General features: G+C 73.8%; 16 protein-coding genes and 1 pseudogene. 9 read left to right on the forward strand and 8 right to left on the reverse strand.

Annotated features, from left to right (window positions below; all coding sequences use genetic code 11):
• Nucleotides 1-50: 50 nt before the first annotated feature.
• Complete coding sequence (locus tag ACZ5D2_RS08865; protein ID WP_371675752.1) at nucleotides 51-728, reverse strand: endonuclease V; 678 nt, start codon at nucleotides 726-728, stop codon at nucleotides 51-53.
• Nucleotides 729-753: 25 nt separating this feature from the next.
• Here ACZ5D2_RS08865 and ACZ5D2_RS08870 point away from each other — a divergent pair, with 25 nt between their 5' ends.
• Together ACZ5D2_RS08870 and ACZ5D2_RS08875 are read left to right on the forward strand one after the other, a co-directional pair.
• Nucleotides 754-1,053, forward strand: coding sequence for a YciI family protein (locus ACZ5D2_RS08870; RefSeq protein WP_371675753.1), 300 nt, complete (start codon nucleotides 754-756; stop codon nucleotides 1,051-1,053).
• A 134-nt stretch (nucleotides 1,054-1,187) separates the two neighbouring features.
• Nucleotides 1,188-1,682 carry a GNAT family N-acetyltransferase gene (locus tag ACZ5D2_RS08875; protein WP_371675755.1) on the forward strand — a complete coding sequence of 165 codons (495 nt, stop codon included), beginning with the start codon at nucleotides 1,188-1,190 and terminating at the stop codon, nucleotides 1,680-1,682.
• Here the strand turns inward: ACZ5D2_RS08875 and ACZ5D2_RS08880 are convergent.
• The gene (locus ACZ5D2_RS08880; protein WP_468928255.1) at nucleotides 1,663-2,748 is read right to left on the reverse strand and encodes a WD40/YVTN/BNR-like repeat-containing protein; all 1,086 of its coding nucleotides are present in this window, start codon (nucleotides 2,746-2,748) and stop codon (nucleotides 1,663-1,665) included. The genes ACZ5D2_RS08875 and ACZ5D2_RS08880 overlap by 20 nt on opposite strands.
• A 95-nt stretch (nucleotides 2,749-2,843) precedes the next feature.
• Here ACZ5D2_RS08880 and ACZ5D2_RS08885 point away from each other — a divergent pair.
• The 5 genes and pseudogenes from ACZ5D2_RS08885 to ACZ5D2_RS08905 all read left to right on the forward strand — a co-directional run bounded on the left by ACZ5D2_RS08885 (nucleotide 2,844) and on the right by ACZ5D2_RS08905 (nucleotide 7,696).
• Nucleotides 2,844-3,256: pseudogene (locus ACZ5D2_RS08885) on the forward strand ((4Fe-4S)-binding protein).
• 179 nt (nucleotides 3,257-3,435) lie between these two features.
• Nucleotides 3,436-3,852 carry a spore wall synthesis regulator SsgD gene (gene ssgD / locus ACZ5D2_RS08890; RefSeq protein WP_468928256.1) on the forward strand — a complete coding sequence of 139 codons (417 nt, stop codon included), beginning with the start codon at nucleotides 3,436-3,438 and terminating at the stop codon, nucleotides 3,850-3,852.
• Nucleotides 3,853-4,108: 256 nt separating this feature from the next.
• Nucleotides 4,109-5,749, forward strand: coding sequence for an ABC-F family ATP-binding cassette domain-containing protein (locus ACZ5D2_RS08895; protein WP_371675759.1), 1,641 nt, complete (start codon nucleotides 4,109-4,111; stop codon nucleotides 5,747-5,749).
• A 458-nt stretch (nucleotides 5,750-6,207) separates the two neighbouring features.
• Nucleotides 6,208-6,558: a hypothetical protein gene (locus ACZ5D2_RS08900; RefSeq protein ID WP_468928258.1), complete on the forward strand. Its 351-nt coding sequence runs from the start codon at nucleotides 6,208-6,210 to the stop codon at nucleotides 6,556-6,558.
• 166 nt (nucleotides 6,559-6,724) lie between these two features.
• Nucleotides 6,725-7,696 (forward strand): acyl-ACP desaturase, encoded by a 972-nt coding sequence (locus ACZ5D2_RS08905; RefSeq protein ID WP_371675761.1) that lies wholly within the window; start codon nucleotides 6,725-6,727, stop codon nucleotides 7,694-7,696.
• A 117-nt stretch (nucleotides 7,697-7,813) separates the two neighbouring features.
• Here ACZ5D2_RS08905 and ACZ5D2_RS08910 read toward each other — a convergent pair whose 3' ends face one another.
• From ACZ5D2_RS08910 to ligD, 3 genes are all read right to left on the reverse strand, one after another.
• Nucleotides 7,814-8,056, reverse strand: a complete 243-nt coding sequence (locus ACZ5D2_RS08910; RefSeq protein WP_030224819.1) for a WhiB family transcriptional regulator — start codon at nucleotides 8,054-8,056, stop codon at nucleotides 7,814-7,816.
• Nucleotides 8,057-8,102: 46 nt separating this feature from the next.
• The gene (locus ACZ5D2_RS08915) at nucleotides 8,103-8,585 is read right to left on the reverse strand and encodes an HAD domain-containing protein (RefSeq protein WP_285540583.1); all 483 of its coding nucleotides are present in this window, start codon (nucleotides 8,583-8,585) and stop codon (nucleotides 8,103-8,105) included.
• Between the two features lie 262 nt (nucleotides 8,586-8,847).
• A complete protein-coding gene (ligD, locus tag ACZ5D2_RS08920) occupies nucleotides 8,848-9,867 on the reverse strand; it encodes a non-homologous end-joining DNA ligase (protein ID WP_280913484.1) in 1,020 nt (339 codons plus the stop codon).
• A 75-nt stretch (nucleotides 9,868-9,942) separates the two neighbouring features.
• Between ligD and ACZ5D2_RS08925 the strand changes: the two genes are divergently transcribed.
• Nucleotides 9,943-11,010 (forward strand): ATP-dependent DNA ligase, encoded by a 1,068-nt coding sequence (locus ACZ5D2_RS08925; protein WP_371675762.1) that lies wholly within the window; start codon nucleotides 9,943-9,945, stop codon nucleotides 11,008-11,010.
• Nucleotides 11,011-11,168: 158 nt separating this feature from the next.
• Here ACZ5D2_RS08925 and ACZ5D2_RS08930 read toward each other — a convergent pair whose 3' ends face one another.
• Entirely contained in the window at nucleotides 11,169-12,641 is a 1,473-nt protein-coding gene (locus ACZ5D2_RS08930; protein WP_371675763.1) for an NAD(P)/FAD-dependent oxidoreductase, read from the reverse strand.
• Between the two features lie 162 nt (nucleotides 12,642-12,803).
• Here ACZ5D2_RS08930 and ACZ5D2_RS08935 point away from each other — a divergent pair, with 162 nt between their 5' ends.
• Nucleotides 12,804-13,379, forward strand: coding sequence for a nucleotide triphosphate diphosphatase NUDT15 (locus tag ACZ5D2_RS08935; protein WP_468928261.1), 576 nt, complete (start codon nucleotides 12,804-12,806; stop codon nucleotides 13,377-13,379).
• On the opposite strand, the gene ACZ5D2_RS08940 is transcribed toward ACZ5D2_RS08935, so the two are convergent.
• On the reverse strand, nucleotides 13,345-14,007 hold the full coding sequence (locus ACZ5D2_RS08940; RefSeq protein ID WP_468928263.1) for a GOLPH3/VPS74 family protein: 663 nt from the start codon (nucleotides 14,005-14,007) through the stop codon (nucleotides 13,345-13,347). The two genes, ACZ5D2_RS08935 and ACZ5D2_RS08940, sit on opposite strands and share 35 nt — an antisense overlap.
• Before the next feature lie 80 nt (nucleotides 14,008-14,087).
• Complete coding sequence (locus tag ACZ5D2_RS08945; protein ID WP_468928265.1) at nucleotides 14,088-16,148, reverse strand: MDR family MFS transporter; 2,061 nt, start codon at nucleotides 16,146-16,148, stop codon at nucleotides 14,088-14,090.
• Nucleotides 16,149-16,251: the final 103 nt, after the last annotated feature.

The raw sequence follows: 16,251 nt of genomic DNA on the forward strand, positions 1-16,251 counted from the left end.
CCGGCCCCGGGACATCGGCCGGCGTGTGTCCGGCGCCCGGCGACCGGCCGTCAGGAGGCCTCGCGCAGGGCGCGCCGGCACAGCGAGTCGGCGCGCCGGGTGGTCTCGGGGATCCGGTACGCGGGGCTCAGGGCGAGGGCGTGGGCGCAGGCGTTGTCCAGCGAGACCCGGTGGCCCACGGACACGTACACCGGCTTGACCCCGTCCCGGGTGCGCAGCGCCCGCCCGACGACGGCGCCGTCGGGTGCCAGGAGCGCGGAGGAGTCGCCGCGCCGGGCGCCCGGTTCCACGTAGGTGAACGTGAACGGGTTCTTGGCGACGCCCATGCTCGGCAGCCCGGTGACCACCCCGAGGTGGCAGGCGAGGCCGAAGCCGCGGGGGTGGGCGAGGCCGTAGCCGTCGCAGACGACGAGGTCCGGGACGACCGCGAGGGCGTCGAGGGCGGCCAGTACGGTCGGCAGTTCGCGGAAGGCCAGCAGCCCGGGTACGTACGGGAAGCTCACGTGCCCGACGGCGGTCGCCTCACCCACCGGCTCCAGGGTGGCGGCGTCGAGGACGACGGCCGCGGCGGCGACCAGGTCGCGCTCGTCGTCGTAGGCCACGTCCACTCCGGCGATCAGTCCCCGGCCGGGGAGCGGGCCGGGCTCGTCGAGCACGACCCGGTCGCGGAGTTCGTCCTGTATCGCGCGGGCCTCGACCTCGTCGGCGGGGGTCTTCACAGTCGTCATGGAGTGCGAGAGTAGCCTGGCGATCATGTTCGTCATGGAGCTCACCTACACCGCGCCCGTCGAGTCCGTCGAGGAAGAGATGGACGCCCACATCGCCTGGCTGGACGGGTACTACGCGTCCGGCGTCTTCCTCGCCTCGGGCCGCAAGGTCCCGCGCGAGGGCGGGATCATCCTGGCCGCGGGCGTCTCCCGCGCCGAGGTCGAGCAGATCGCGGCCGAGGACCCCTTCACGGTGGCGGGCGTCTGCTCCTACCGCATCACCGAGTTCATCGCCACGAAGACCTCTTCCGACCTGGCCGCGGTCCGCGAGACCCTGCCCGCCTGACGCTCCCCGCCCGCCCTCCCGCCACCCGGCCCGAGCCCGTCCGCCCGGCCGGCGGCGGGACGGTCCGGCGTGTGCGCCGACCGGTGAGGGCGGTTCGTTCCCGCACCACTCCCCGACGTACCGGAGGTACCGCCGTGCAGCCCCGTCCCGCCGAAGTCGCCGACATCCCCGAACTGATACGCCTGCGCGCCGTCGCACTGGACTCCCTCGGGACCGACCCCGGCCCCGGCGACGCACCCTGGCGGAAGGCCGCCGACGGCTGGTTCCGGGAGCGGCTGACCGGCCGGTCCGACGTGTACTGCATGGTCGTCGGCGGCGCTCCGGGCGAGCCCCTGCTGGCCGGCGGGATGGCCTGGGTCACGTACCACCTGCCGAACCCCGGACGGCCCGACGGACGGCGCGGCTACCTCGACGGGATCGTCACGGACACCGCCGCGCGCGGGCGGGGCCACGGCCGCCGGATCGTCGACGCCCTCGTCGGCCGGCTCGGCGACCTGGGCATCCACCACGTGCAGCTGCACGCGAGCGCCGACGGGGAGCCCGTCTACCGGGCCGCCGGGTTCACCGCCGGCCGCTACCCGGGCATGGACCTGTTCATCAAGGACCCGCTCACCGGCCCGGCGTCCTGAGCACCTCCAGCCGGGCCACCCGCCCCTTCTCCCCCGCCGCCCAGCAGCCGCCGTCGGCCGTGCAGTCCACGGTGTCGTAGGACCCCGCGTCCAGGGTCCGCCAGGTGCGGCCCGCGTCCGTGGTGACGTCCGTGCCCGTCGGGCCCACCGCCAGCGCGGTCGAGCGGCCGTACGGGAACCAGGCCGCGCCCGAGCGGTAGGCGGGCGGCGGGGTGGCCGCCCGGCTCCAGCCCCGGCCCGCGTCGGCGGTGCGGGCGGCGGCCTGCGGCGAAGCCTGGCCGGCGCGGTAGTCGCCGCCGACCGCGAGGCCCGTCGTACGGTCGCGGAAGGCCAGGGCGAAGACCCCGCGGGCCGGGTCGCCGGCCGGGACGGTGGAGTCGGCGGCCCGCCAGGTCAGCCCCCGGTCCGGGGAATGCAGCACCCGGGCGACCGGGCCACCGCCGGTGGCCAGCCAGACGTCGCGCGGCCCGGAGGCCACCAGGCACTGCCCGCTCGCCGCGAAGGCGGCCTCGCCCGGCAGGGCCGCCGGCATTCCCGTGTCCGGCAGCACCCGCCAGCTGCGGCCGCCGTCGTCCGTGGCCAGGATGCGGAACTTCCCGTCCACCGGGTCGCTCATCGCCAGTCCGTGCCGGGCGTCGAGGAAGGTGAGGCAGTCGTAGAAGGCCCGTGGATCGGGGTTGCGGAAGGTCTCGGTCCAGGTGGCGCCGCCGTCCTCGGTGCGCAGCACCCGCGAGGCCTCGCCCTCGCCGATGGACAGGGCGACCGCCCGCCGCGCGTCGAAGGCCTCGATGTCGCGCAGCTCCAGCCCCTCGGCGACCGCCCCCGGCGGTGACACGTCCTGCCAGCTGCGGCCGCCGTCGCCGGTGCGCAGGACGGTCCCCTTGGTGCCGGCCACCCAGGCCGTGGTGCGGCTGACGGCCGCGAGCCCGCGGAACCGGGCGTCCTTGCCGGTCGCCTTCAGTGCCCAGCCGGCGCCCCGTAATCCGGCACCGGGGCCGTCTCCCGCTCCGGTGTCCGCCTGCGCCGGCGCGACGGCCAGCCCCACCAGCAGGGCTGCCGCGCACATGCCAACTCCCAGAAGTCTCATGGCGCGGGAAGCTAACGCACCCCACATCCGCCGTCCAGGGTGCGTCGGGAGCCGCACGTTCCTACTGTGGGGCCATGCCCTCCAAAGGACCGAAGGCCTACGAAGGCAAGAGCGTCACCGTCACCTACGACTCCGGGCGGTGCCTGCACGCGGCGGAGTGCGTCCGCGGCCTGCCCGAGGTGTTCGACACCGGTCGGCGCCCGTGGATCGATCCCGACGGGTCCGGGCCGGAGCGGGTCGCCGAGGTGATCCGGCGCTGCCCGTCGGGCGCGCTCCAGTACCTGCTGTCCGGGGCCCGGCGGAGGAGGGGGACCGGCCGACCAGCGTCACGCGGTCCCCCGACGGCCAGTTGGTGCTGCGCGGGGAACTCAGCGTGACCACCCCGGACGGTCGTGCGCACCGGGAGACCCGGGTGGTCCTTTGCGCCTGTGGAGTGAGCGGTAACCAGCCTTATTGCGATCACTCCGGGGCTTGCGGCGCCGACTGATCACCCTGCATCCAGGCTGTTCCCGCCCTCACTCTGTGCGATCACACAGGGGAGATCAGGCCAGTCGGTGACACAGCTCACGTCATCCGCCGTGCACGGATTTGCCGATTCCGGCGTCTATCCGGTTGCCGGGTCCCACCCCACAGCCCGGCCGCAGATCCGCTGCAAGGGAGTGAGCCTTGATCACTGTCATCGAGCAGGCCGTGCAGGCCCGTCTGGTCGCCACCGCGCCGAAGGTCGAGACCGTGCCCGTCACCCTCTGCTACGACCGCGCGGATCCCTTCGCCGTCCGCATGGCCTTCCCCGCCCCGGCCACGCTGGAGGGCGTCGAGGTCTCGTGGACCTTCGCCCGCGAGCTGCTGACCTCCGGCCTCCATCACCCGGCCGGCTGCGGTGACGTGCGCGTGCGGCCGTACGACGGGGACCGGACGACGGTGGAGTTCCACGCGCCGGAGGGCGTCGCGATCGTGCTGATGCTGACGGCCGAACTCCAGCGGTTCCTGGAACGGGCCTCCGCCGTGGTGCCGCCGGGGCTGGAGCACATGTACCTCGACATGGACCAGAGCCTGGACGAGCTGATGCGGGGCTCCTGCTGATCCTCCCCCGTCCGTTCGAACCCGGGCCGTTGCCCGTGGACCGCGCCCGCCCGGCGCGGTCCACGGGGAGCGGCCCCAATTCGTTTGCGGACGCCCGCGGCCGTCCGTACCGTCGTGAACGCCCCATCCCCGCCGAAACGGAGTAGGACGTTGCTCTTCTGAGGTCCGAGACACCGACCGCCACCACATCCCTGTGACCGACACGTCGGCTGTCTCCCCGCGTTGCACTCACCACTCACGCAACCTGGAGGCCTCCATGAGTCACCCCTCTGCCTTTCTCTCCTGCTCCGCCCTGTCCTTCGACTGGCCCGACGGAACCCCCGTCTTCGACGGGTTCCAGCTGGCCGTCGGCCCCGGCCGCACCGGCCTGATCGGGCTCAACGGGTGCGGGAAGTCCACCCTGTTGAAGCTCGCCGCCGGCGAACTGACCCCGTCCGGTGGGCGGATCTCCGTCGCCGGGACCCTCGGCCACCTCCCTCAGGACGCCACCCTCGACACCGCCCTGCGCGTGGACGAGGCGCTCGGCATCCGCGCCACCCGCACCGCGCTGCACTCCATCGAGGCGGGCGAGGCCACCGAGGCGAACTTCGCCGCCGTGGGCGACGACTGGGACGTGGAGGAGCGCGCCCTGGCCACGCTCGACCAGCTCGGGCTCGCCCGGATCGGCCTGGACCGCACCGTCGGCGAACTGTCGGGCGGCGAGTGCGTCCTGCTGCGGCTCGCGGCGCTGCTGCTCGCCCGTCCGGACGTGCTGCTGCTCGACGAACCGACGAACAACCTGGACCTGAGGGCCCGGCAGCGCCTGTACGCGGCCGTCGAGTCCTGGTCCGGGGTGATGGTCCTGGTCAGCCACGACCGGGAGTTGCTGGAGCGGGTCGACCAGATCGCCGACCTGCACGACGGCGAAGTCCACTGGTACGGCGGCAACTTCAGCGCGTACGAGCGGATGCTCGCCACGGAACAGGAGGCGGCCGAGCGGACGGTCCGGGCCGCCGAGGCCGACGTACAGCGCCAGAAGCGCGAACTGTCCGACGCCCACCTCAAATTGGCGCGGCGCAAGCGGTACGGCCAGAAGATGTACGACACCAAGCGTGAGCCGAAGATCGTCATGGGTGCCCGCAAACGCGCCGCCCAGGAATCGGCCGGCAAGCACCGGATCCTGCACACCGAGCGGCTGGCGGACGCCCGCGAGCGGCTGGACCAGGCGGCGGAAGCGGTCCGCGACGACGCCGAGATCCGCATCGAGCTCCCCGCCACCGAGGTGCCGCCGGGCCGTCGGGTCCTCACCCTGAGCGATCTGCGGCTCGCGCACGGGGCCTCGGTGCCGGGCGAGTGGGAGGTGCGCGGACCGGAGCGGATCGCCCTGGTCGGCGGCAACGGCTCGGGCAAGACCACCCTGCTGCGGACCGTCGCGGGGCTGCTGCCTCCGGTGTCCGGCGAGGCGGTCACGCACGTACCGGCGCGCTTCCTGCCGCAGCGGCTCGACGTGCTGGACGACGACCGCTCGGTCGTTCAGAACGTGGCGCGGTTCGCCCCGCAGGCCACGGACAACCAGATCCGGGCGCGGCTGGCGCACTTCCTGTTCCGGGGCGCCCGGGCGGACCGGGCGGCCGGCACCCTCTCGGGCGGCGAACGCTTCCGGGCGACGCTGGCGGCGCTGCTGCTGGCGGAGCCGGCTCCCAGGCTGCTGATGCTGGACGAACCGACGAACAACCTCGACCTGGCGAGCGTCCGGCAGCTCGCCGGCGCCCTGGAGGCGTACGAGGGCGCCCTGGTGGTGGCGAGCCACGACGTGCCGTTCCTGGAGTCCATCGGCATCACGCGATGGCTGCTGCTCGACGGCACGCTGCGCCCCACCAGCGCCGAGGAGGTCAGGGAGTCCCGATGGCCCGGGTGAACCCCGACCGGGCCGCCGAACCGACGGACGGACCACCGGGTCCCCGGCCCCCGGCCCCCGGTCCTCAGCCGCCGGGGCCGGGCTCTGCGACCCGGCGCCGGGGCCGGGGGCTGAGGCCCGGGGACCACGGGCTGCGGCCCGGAGCCTGCGGCCGGGGGCCGGGGTGAGACCCGGGGACCGGGGGCCGGAGGCCCGGAGGCACGGGGCCGGACCGCGCGGGGCCGGGGCCGGACCGCGCGGGGCCGGGGCCGGACCGCGCGGGGCCGGGGCCGGACCGCGCGGGGCCGGACCGCAGGGCGCTCGCGGAGCAGCCGCGTTGCGCGGCCGGGCCGGGAGCGCCCGGCGTCGGGCATTCCGTTCACGGTCGGCGGCTTCCCTGGAGCCGGTGATTCCCTCGCGTGAGCCGTCGCGGCGATCGGCCCGACGGCCCGTGCGGTCCGACGCCGCGCGATTCGCACATGAAGCCGTCGCGCCACCGCGGCCCGGCGGAGCGCCCGCGCCCGCCGGCCCTGCCCGCCGCCGACTCGCGCGACGCCGTCCGCGCCACCGCCCCGGGACCCCCGAACGCTCGTCCCGACCGACGCGTGGACCCGAAGGGCACGCGTACGACCACCACCGCCGCGGGCCCCGCGCGGGCCGGCGCCCCGCTCGGCGGGAGCGCGGACCGTTTCCGCTCCGGCCGGGAGGGCAACGTCTCGGCCCACATCGGAACCACGGGCTCCGAGAACCGCGGCACCGGTCCGCCCGAAGTGCTCCGCGCGCCGCTCCCGACCGTCAAAGCGGAAGCCACCGACCACCTTCTGGCGTGAATCTCACCTTTCTGAAGCCCCGAAAGACCCTCGCAAACTGCGCAAATAACCGGACGTAACCGGACATACCGACGCGTGGGGCTTGGCTGGCCTTGATGTCGCGCTTAACCTACGACTCCGTAGGCTACGGAACCGTAGGTAATTCGCTTTGTCCCCAGGAGCACCCGTGACGATCACCTCTCCCCACCTCGGCAGCTCGGAGGCGTGGACCGACGCCAAGCTGCTGTACGCGCTGGAAGAGGTGGTCGAGAAGGAGCTCAACCGCCATCTGAAGGTCACCAAGGACTGGATGCCCCACGAGTACGTCCCGTGGAGCGACGGCCGCAACTTCCCCGGCTTCTTCGAGGACGGCGAGGCCTGGGACCCCCAGCAGTCCAAGGTCACCGACATCGGCAAGATCGCGCTGGTCGTCAACCTGCTGACCGAGGACAACCTCCCCAGCTACCACCACGAGATCGCGAGCCTTTTCGGCCGCAACGGCGCGTGGGGCACCTGGGTGCACCGCTGGACCGCCGAGGAGGGCCGCCACGGCATCGTGATGCGCGACTACCTGCTGGCCTCGCGCGCCGTGGACCCGGACAAGCTGGAAGCGTTCCGGATGCAGCACATGTCGGAGGGCTTCGAGTCCGACAACAGCCACTCGATGCTGCACTCGGTGGCCTACGTCGCCTTCCAGGAGCTCGCGACGCGCATCTCGCACCGCAACACCGGCCACCAGTCCGGTGACCCGGTCTGCGACCGGATGCTGGCACGCATCGCGCAGGACGAGAACCTGCACATGATCTTCTACCGCAACCTGCTGGGCGCCGCCTTCGAGATCGCCCCGGACCTGACGATGCAGGCCGTGCGGGACGTGGTCGTGAACTTCCGGATGCCCGGACACGGCATGCCCGGCTTCGAGCGGATGGCCGCGCAGATGGCGATCGGCGGGGTCTACAACCTGCGGATCCACCACGATGACGTGCTGAGCCCCGTGATCCGCTTCCTCAAGATCATGGACATCGACGGGCTGGGCCCCGAGGGCCAGAAGGCGCAGGAGGAGCTCGGGCTCTTCATGAACGGGCTGGACTCCGAGGCCCGCAAGTTCGACGAGCGCCTGGCCGCCCGCGCCGCGCGCCTGGCCGCCCGCAAGGGCTGACCGACACCGACGGCGGGCCCCTGAGGGGCCCCGGTCCGTACGCCCGTACGTGGTGAAGCCCCGGCAGGAGGACCTGCCGGGGCTTCACCACGTACGGGGCCGGACCGCGGGCGGCGCTCAGCGACGCGGGCGCAGGGCCTGCCGTTCCGTCTCCGAGAGGCCGCCCCAGACGCCGAACCGCTCGTCGTTGGCCAGGGCGTACTCCAGGCACGCCGCCCGCCCCTCACACGCCCCGCACAGCCGCTTCGCGTCCCGGAGCGAGGAACCGGGCTCCGGGAAGAAGAAGGCCGGGCCCGTCTGGGCGCACAGCGCGAGGTCGTACCAGGCGGGGGCGGTGGTGGCAGTGGTGTTCATCGACATGCCGCCGATCCTGCTGCGCCCCGATGGACGTCCGATCAACAGCTCATCAACAGCAGGTCAGCCACTGAGCGAGGGCGTCGAAGTCCGCGGGCGTGAGACCCGAACGGGGATCGACCCGGTGCAGCAGCGCGGGCGCCGGGTGACGGTCGGCGGCCCAGGCCCGGTCGGCGGCGGTGATCTCGTCGTCCACCCAGACGAAGGGGCGCCCCTGCGCGCGGGCGAGGAGCGGACGGGTCTTCCAGTGGAGGCCGCCGCGCCCCTCGTCCTCCGTGGGCTCCGGCCAGTCGACCACCGGCAGCCGCGGCAGCCCGATCCGCGGGGCGATGGTCTCGTTGGCCTCCTCGCCCCAGGTCGTGGCCCACACCAGCTCGCAGGGCAGCGCCAGCAGCCGGGCCCCGTGGCCCGGATCCAGCCGTCCCAGCAACGGATGACCGGCCGTGGCGGCCACGGGATGGCCCGTTCCCCCGAAGGGGATCAGGGGCCCGTCGACATCCAGGAAGAGCAGCGGCCGCGCATCGAAGGTCCTCACGGGCCCGAGCCTAGTGCGGCGACCGGAAGAAGCCACCGGGTTCCGGGTCTCGGGCGTGGTGCACCGCGGGACGGAGCGGCCCGGTGTCCGGCTACGGGACGAGGACGAGCCGGCCGCGCAGCCCGCCCCGCTCCAGACGCCGGTGCGCGCGGACGGCCTCCGACAGGCGCAACGTGCCGGCCACCCGAGGAACGGCCGTGACGGAAGGAGAAGGAGGCACTTCGAAGTGCGTATCGCACCCCGACGTAAGCGGACCGGCGGCTCAGTCCTCGTGCTTCGCCCGGCTCGGCTGCACCCGCTTGGGCTCGCCCGGCATCTTGGGATGGTCCGGAGGATAGGGCAGGTCGCCCAGCCCGTGCTCGTGCTCGTCCCGCGCGGCGAGTTCCAGCACGGCCTCCAGGCCGAAGGCGTGCTCGTCCATGTCGGCGTGCAGGTCGCCCAGTTCGGCGAAGCGCGCCGGCATGGTCACGATGTCGAAGTCGCGCGGTTCCGCGTCGTCCACCTCGTCCCAGCGCAGCGGCGCGGAGACCGGTGCGTGCGGGCGGGGGCGGACGGAGTACGCCGAGGCGATGGTCCGGTCGCGGGCGGTCTGGTTGTAGTCGACGAAGATGCGCTCGCCGCGCTCCTCCTTCCACCAGGCGGTGGTGACCTGTTCGGGCATCCGCCGTTCGAGCTCCCGCCCCAGGGCGATCGCGCACCGGCGTACCTCGGTGAAGGTCCAGCGCGGGGCGATGGGCACGAAGACGTGCAGCCCGCGCCCGCCCGAGGTCTTGGGCCAGCCGCGCAGACCCAGTTCGTCCAGCAGCGCCCGCAGTTCGTGGGCGGCGGCCACCGCGTGGTGGTAGTCGGTGCCCGGCTGCGGATCGAGGTCGATGCGCAGTTCATCCGGTCGGTCGGTGTCCGCGCGGCGCACCGGCCAGGGGTGGAAGGTGAGGCAGCCCAGGTTGGCGGCCCACAGGACGGCGGCCGGCTCGGTCGGGCAGATCTCGTCGGCGGTGCGCCCGCTGGGGAAGGAGATGTGGGCGGTCGGGATCCAGTCGGGGAGGTTCTTCGGGGCGCGCTTCTGGAAGAAGGACTCGCCCTCCACCCCGTCCGGGTACCGCTCCAGGGTGGTGGGGCGGTCGCGCAGCGCGCGGGTGATCCCGTCCGCCACGGCCAGGTAGTACTCGGCGACGTCCCTCTTGGTGAGGCCGCGCTCGGGGAAGTACACCTTGTCCGGACTGGACAGCCGTACCGCCCGCCCGCCGGCGTCGAGCTCGATCGCACCACCCGCAGCACCCATGAGCGCCACGGTAGGCGGGCCCGGCCGGGCGCGCACACCGGGCGGGTCCGCACGTACGACCGCAGAATCGAGGACATGGATCTGCCGGTGATGCCCCCCGTGAAGCCCATGCTCGCCAAGTCCGTGGCGAAGATCCCGCCCGGAATGCAGTACGAGGCGAAGTGGGACGGTTTCCGCGCCATCGTGCACCGCGACGGCGAGGAGCTGGAGATCGGCAGCCGCACGGGAAAGACCCTGACCCGGTACTTCCCGGAGCTGGTGGCGGCCCTCAAGGAGAACCTGCCGCCCCGTTGCGTGGTGGACGGGGAGATCGTGATCGTGCAGGGCGGGCGGCTCGACTTCGAGCGGCTCACGGAGCGGATCCATCCCGCCGCGTCCCGCGTGAAACTGCTCGCCGAGACCACCCCGGCCAGTTTCGTGGCCTTCGACCTGCTCGCCCTCGACGACGTGTCGCTCCTGGACACCCCGCTCGGTGACCGCCGTACCGCCCTGGTCAACGCCCTTTCCACCGCTCGGCCCCCCGTGCACCTCGCGCCCGCGACCACCGACCCCGCGCTCGCGCGGGAGTGGTTCGAGCGGTTCGAAGGCGCCGGACTCGACGGGGTCGTCGCGAAGCCCCTCGACCTCCCCTACCGGCCCGACGCCCGCCTGATGTTCAAGATCAAGCACGAGCGTACGGCGGACGTCGTCCTCGCGGGTTTTCGCTTCCACAAGAGCGGTCCGATTGTCGGATCGCTGCTCCTGGGCCTGTACGACGACCGGGGCGGGCTCCAGCACGTGGGGGTCTGCGCCGCCTTCCCGATGAAGCGCCGGGCGGAGCTGGTCGAGGAGCTGGATCCCCTGCGCATGCCCGACCCGGCGGGGCACCCCTGGGCGGCGTGGGCCGAGGAATCGGCGCACGAGAGCGCCCGGCTGCCGGGCGCGCAGAGCCGGTGGACCGGCAAGAAGGACCTGTCCTGGGTCCCCCTGCGCCCCGAGCGGGTCTGCGAGGTGAAGTACGACCACATGGAGGGCGACCGCTTCCGCCACACCGCACAGTTCGCCCGCTGGCGGCCCGACCGCACCCCGGAGAGCTGTACGTACGCGCAGCTGGAGGAGGTCGTCGGCTACGACCTCGCCGAGGTGCTGGGCACCGGAGGCTGACCGGCCCGGCGCCGCCGCGGGAGCCGCGCGGCCGTGAGGGCCGCAGAGGCAGGAGGGGCCTCAGGGACCACAGAGGCTGCAGAGGCTGCAGAGGCTGCAGAGGAGCCTGAGGGGTCTGAGAGGCGTCGCGGGGGCGTCGCAGGGGCCGCGCGCGGAGGTCAGCCGGCCGTCAGCTTCTCCCACTCGGCCCGGTCCGGCCCCACCGCGTTCGGGGCGTAATCCGGCCGGGCCGCGAGCCAGCGGGTGACGCGGGCCCGGATCAGGGGGTGCGCGTAGGCCCGTTCGGGCGGGTCGACGAGGTGGCGGACCCTGGCCCGGGCCCGCATCACCTCCGGGTCCTCCAGTGCGCATTCGAACAGCGCGGCCGCCTCCCGTGCCGTTCCGGTCCGGGAGGCCCGGGTCGCGAAGCGGTCCCCGATGGCCGCGTCGGCGACGACCTGGAAGTCGAACCAGGGCTTGATCGTACGGACGGCCCAGTCGTGGTATTCGGCGGCGAAGCGGTCGGACCCGGCCTCCAGGTGCACGGTCCGCGCCACCCGGTGCGCGGCCCACAGGGCGAGGGAGGTCCCCTGTCCCAGGGTCGGGTTGGTGTGCGTAAGGGCGTCCCCGACGGGCACCAGCCCGCTCACCACCGGGCCCCTCTGGTCGGCGAAGGCGCTCCACCGGTTGTCCAGGCCCGCGGTGGCCAGGACCCCCGACAACGGAGCGGCGCCCAGCCCCAGCCAGGCCTCGCCGGGCGGGAAGGACCGGGCCGCCGCCTCGAAGACGGCCGGTTCGCGCAGCGCCGAGCGGGTGGGGTCCTCGGTGTGGACGAACAGGGTCACGGCGAAGGTGCCGTTGTCGGCCGGGAACACGGCGCAGCCCGCGAAGCCCCCGCCGGTCACCGTCCACGGCCTGCGCGGCCCGTCCTCCATCCCGGCGGGCAGCCGGTACCAGCGGCAGAAGTACGCGAGGCCGGTGCGGTGCCGCTCGACGGTGCCGGGGCGGCAGCCCGCCGCGGCCAGCCACCGTTCGACGCCGCCCCGCCGGCCGCCGGCGTCCACGACGAGGTCCCCCTCGTACGCGCCGCCGGCCGTGGTCACCCCGGTCACCCGTATCCCCGCCCCCGCCCCCGTCCCCGCCCCCGTGGAGAGCCCCGTCCCGTACGCCGGTGCCCGCACCGCATCCGACAGGGCCGTCGCCGCGGACCCGGATACGGCCGTCAGCCCCGAGACCGGCTCCCCGTAGCGCACCACCGCCCCCGGCTCGGACCGCAGCGCGGTGGCCAGGGCGCTCTCCAGCACGATCCGGCGCGCCTGGAGCATGATCAGGTCCTCGTCGCCCGGCCGGGCCGGCGGGCGCACGTCGAACCAGTCCAGCTCGTGCCGCTCGCGCGCGCCGAGCCGGAGCATCTCCGCGTGTACGTCGGGCAGTTCGGCGACCAGCACCTTGCGGGCGGCACCGAGCAGGGCGTGCGGCTGGGCGGCCTGGGGGACGGCCGGGCGGCGCCAGCCGAAGAAGTCCCGGTCCAGGGCGGTACCGGGAGCACGGGTGTCCCGCTCGAACAGCTCGACGGTGTGCCCCCGACGGGCGGCGAGCAGTGCGGCCGCCAGTCCCGCCACCCCTCCGCCGATGACCAGCATGTGTGCCATTGCGCCCCCTGAGCCGACGGACCGTACGACGATCGGACCGCCCAGAGCCTGCACGGACAGCCCCTGACCGAAACCCGTACAGATGTCCGATTCCGTGCGCTCGTCGGCTTACGGGCCGGGCCGGGTTTGACAAACGATCGGGCGCCACCGGCAAATGGAGCCATGGCTACCGAAGAGCGGGCCGCCGCGAAGGCTCCGGCCGTACGGGCCGTCCCCCGACCCAACGCCGTGGTGGGCGTCGGGCTGATCGTCCTCGGCCCCGACGGCCGGCTGCTGCTCGGTCAGGCGCACGACGGCCGGTGGGAACTGCCGGGCGGCAAGGTCGATCCCGGGGAGGGCTTCGAGCAGGCCGCCGCGCGGGAGCTCGCCGAGGAAACCGCCCTGCGGGCCGCGCCCGGGGCCATCGAGGTGCTCGCGGTGCAGATCGACGCGGGCTCCGGCCTGACCAGGCTGACGGCCGCCGCCCTCACCCGGTCCGCCGAGGGCAGCCCCACCGTCACCGAGCCGCACAAGATCGCGCGTTGGCAGTGGTTCGCCCCGGCCTCGATCCCCTCCGCCCTCTACCCGCCGACGGCCGCCGTGCTGCGCAGCTGGCGCCCGGACCTCCCGATGCTGCCGCACGTGCCCTCGTACGACTACCCGACCGGCCCGGCCCCGACGGCCCCGACGGCCCCGCGGACCACCGCTTGGGACACCCCGCCGCTCAGACCGCCGCGGAGGCGGCCATCACCACCGTGACGGCGGCCACCGCGGCCTGCATGTCCCGGATGGCCGCGCGGACGCCCTCGCCCGCCCACTGCCCGGCGGCTATCTCCCCCATCCGCGGCGCCACCTGCCGGGCCGGCCGGCCCGGGAAGGCGAGCCGGTGCAGCTTGGCCGTGTGCAGCAGGGCGATGAGACCGGCCGTACGCCCGTCGGGGTCGGCGCCGTCCAGGACCACGGCCCCGAGCCGGTCCCTCAGCTCGCGCTCCGCGGTGGCGTCGGCCTCGGGGTAGCGGCGCTGTGGGAACACCCCGAGCACCTTGTGCACCTCCGACCCGACGATGCCCCGCTCACAGAGGCCGTCCAGCGCGGCACCGACCGCCTTGGCGTGGTCCTTCGTCAGCCAGTCCGTCACCCGCCGCTTGCTGCGGCCCCGCAGCCAGGACTCGATCATCAGGATCCGGCCGTCCAGCAGCCGCACCCCGGTGGGGGCGGTACTGCGCAGTTCCAGGTACTTGCCGGTCACCGAGACCCGCTCCGCCATGACCAGTTCGAGGAGTATGCCCCCCGCGGCGGCCCAGCCCGCCGCCTGCCGCTGACCCGCCGCCCCGGACACCCCGTCCAGGGACAGCAGCACGACCTCTTCCGCCAGTGTGATCGCCATGAGCGGTACCCCCCGCCTTGCCCGTACGCGACGCCCTTCGCCGGGAAGGACGACCGGCGACCGCCGCGAGTTCCCCGGCACTACCCCCGCTGGACCAGCCGTGGCGCGAAATTGCCGTCGCGCAGGTCCTCCGCGAGCAGCCGCTTCGCGATCGCGTCTGCCGCCACCCTCAGTTCCGCGCTGCGCGGCCGTCCCCGGTCCTTCTCCAACTGGTCGCCGAGCCACTGCGCCCACGCGGCGGAGATCACCCCCGCCTCCCGCTCCCCGCCCGAGGTCAGCGCGAAGTAGCCGTTGTGCCGCGCCAGGTAGCCCTCCTCGGTCATCCGGTCGAAGACCGGCAGCAGCACCTCGGGCGGGACCGACCGGCGCGCCGCGATCAGGCCGAGCCCGGCGTGGCCGACCGTCCGGGTCAGCAGGTCCACCTGCATCACGGCCCATGCGCCCGCGATGTCCAGCCGCGTGTCGGAGCCCTCGACGATCGCGCGCGCCGTGTCCTGCCCCATCCCCCTCACGATCTGGCCCACGGCCAGCTCCAGCAGTTTGGCCGAATCCCCCGAGGCCGTGGCCGGCGAGGCGAAGCCGTCGCCCATGTCCGTGGACGCGGCCCGCGCGGTGTCGCGCAGGTGGACCTCCTTGAGGAACAGCGCGACGACGAAGCCGACCAGCGCCACCGGCACGGTCCACAGGAACACCGTCTGCAGCGCCTCGGTGTACGCGTCGACGATCGGGCCGGCCGCCGCCGGGTCGAGCCCGTGCACCCCCTGCGGGCTCTGGGCCGCCGCCGCCAGCGCCGCCGGACCGGCCCCGGTGGCGCGGGCGGCCTCCGCCACGCCCGCCTTCAGCGCCGGCTCCAGGCTGTTGGCGTAGATGGTCCCGAAGACCGCGGTCCCGAAGCAGCTGCCGAGCGTACGGAAGAAGGTGACGCCGGACGTGGCGGTGCCGAGGTCGGCGTAGTCGACGGTGTTCTGCACCGCGATCGTGAGCACCTGCATGCACAGGCCGATGCCGACGCCGAGGACGAACATGTACAGGGATTCCAGCCAGGCGCCGGTCTGCGGCCCCATCCGCGACAGCAGGTACAGGCCGACGGCCATGACCGCGCTGCCCACGATCGGGAAGATCCGGTAGTGGCCCGTCTTGCTGGTGACGTTGCCGCTGAAGACCGACGCGATGAGCAGGCCGATGACGAGCGGCAGGGTCCGTACGCCCGAGACGGTGGCCGAATCCCCGTCCACGTACTGGAGGTAGGTGGGCAGGAAGGTCATCGCGCCGAGCATGGCGAAGCCGACGATGAAGCTCAGCACCGAGCAGACCGTGAAGACGGGGTTGCGGAACAGCCGCATCGGCAGCATCGGTTCGGCGGCCCGGGTCTCCACCAGGCAGAACAGCGCCAGGGCCAGCGCGCCCCCCGCGAACAGGCCGATGATGACCGGGGAGTTCCAGGCGTACTCGTTCCCGCCCCAGCTGGTGGCCAGGATCAGCGCGCTCGCGCCGGCCGCGACGAGCGCGATGCCCAGGTAGTCGATCACGGGCCGCCCGGCGGCCCGCACCGAGGGGATGGTCCGGGCGGCCGCCACGACCACCAGGATCGCGATCGGGACGTTGACGTAGAAGGCCCAGCGCCAGCTCAGGTGGTCGGTGAAGAATCCGCCGAGCAGCGGCCCGATCACCGTCGCGACGCCGAAGACGGCACCGATCGCGCCCTGGTACTTGCCCCGTTCGCGCAGCGGCACCACGTCGGCGATCAGCGCCATCGAGGTGACCATCAGGCCGCCGGCGCCGACGCCCTGCACGCCCCGCCACAGGATGAGCAGGGTCATGTTGGAGGCGAGGCCGCACAGGAAGGAGCCGGTGATGAAGACGATGGCGGAGACCTGGAAGACGAGCTTGCGTCCGAAGAGGTCGCCGAACTTTCCCACCAGCACCGTCGCGACGGTCTCCGCGAGCAGGTACGAGGTCACCACCCACGACATGTGGGCCGCACCGCCCAGGTCCGCGACGATGGTCGGCAGGGCGGTGCCCACGATCGTCTGGTCGAGCGCGGCCAGCAGCACGCCCAGCATGATCGTGCCGAAGACGACGTTGCGCCTGCGCCGGTCGAGCACGGGGGGCGCCCCGGCCGGGGCGGGAGCAGTGGTCACTCTCGCACTGTCACAGCGGACCGCCGCCCCCGCATGCCGCAAGCCGCCGTACGGGTGGGCCGCCCGCGCGCGAACCCCGGCCGCGGCCCCGCCCTCGCCCCGC

It is taken from the genome of Streptomyces sp. NPDC031479 (genome assembly GCF_055581065.1).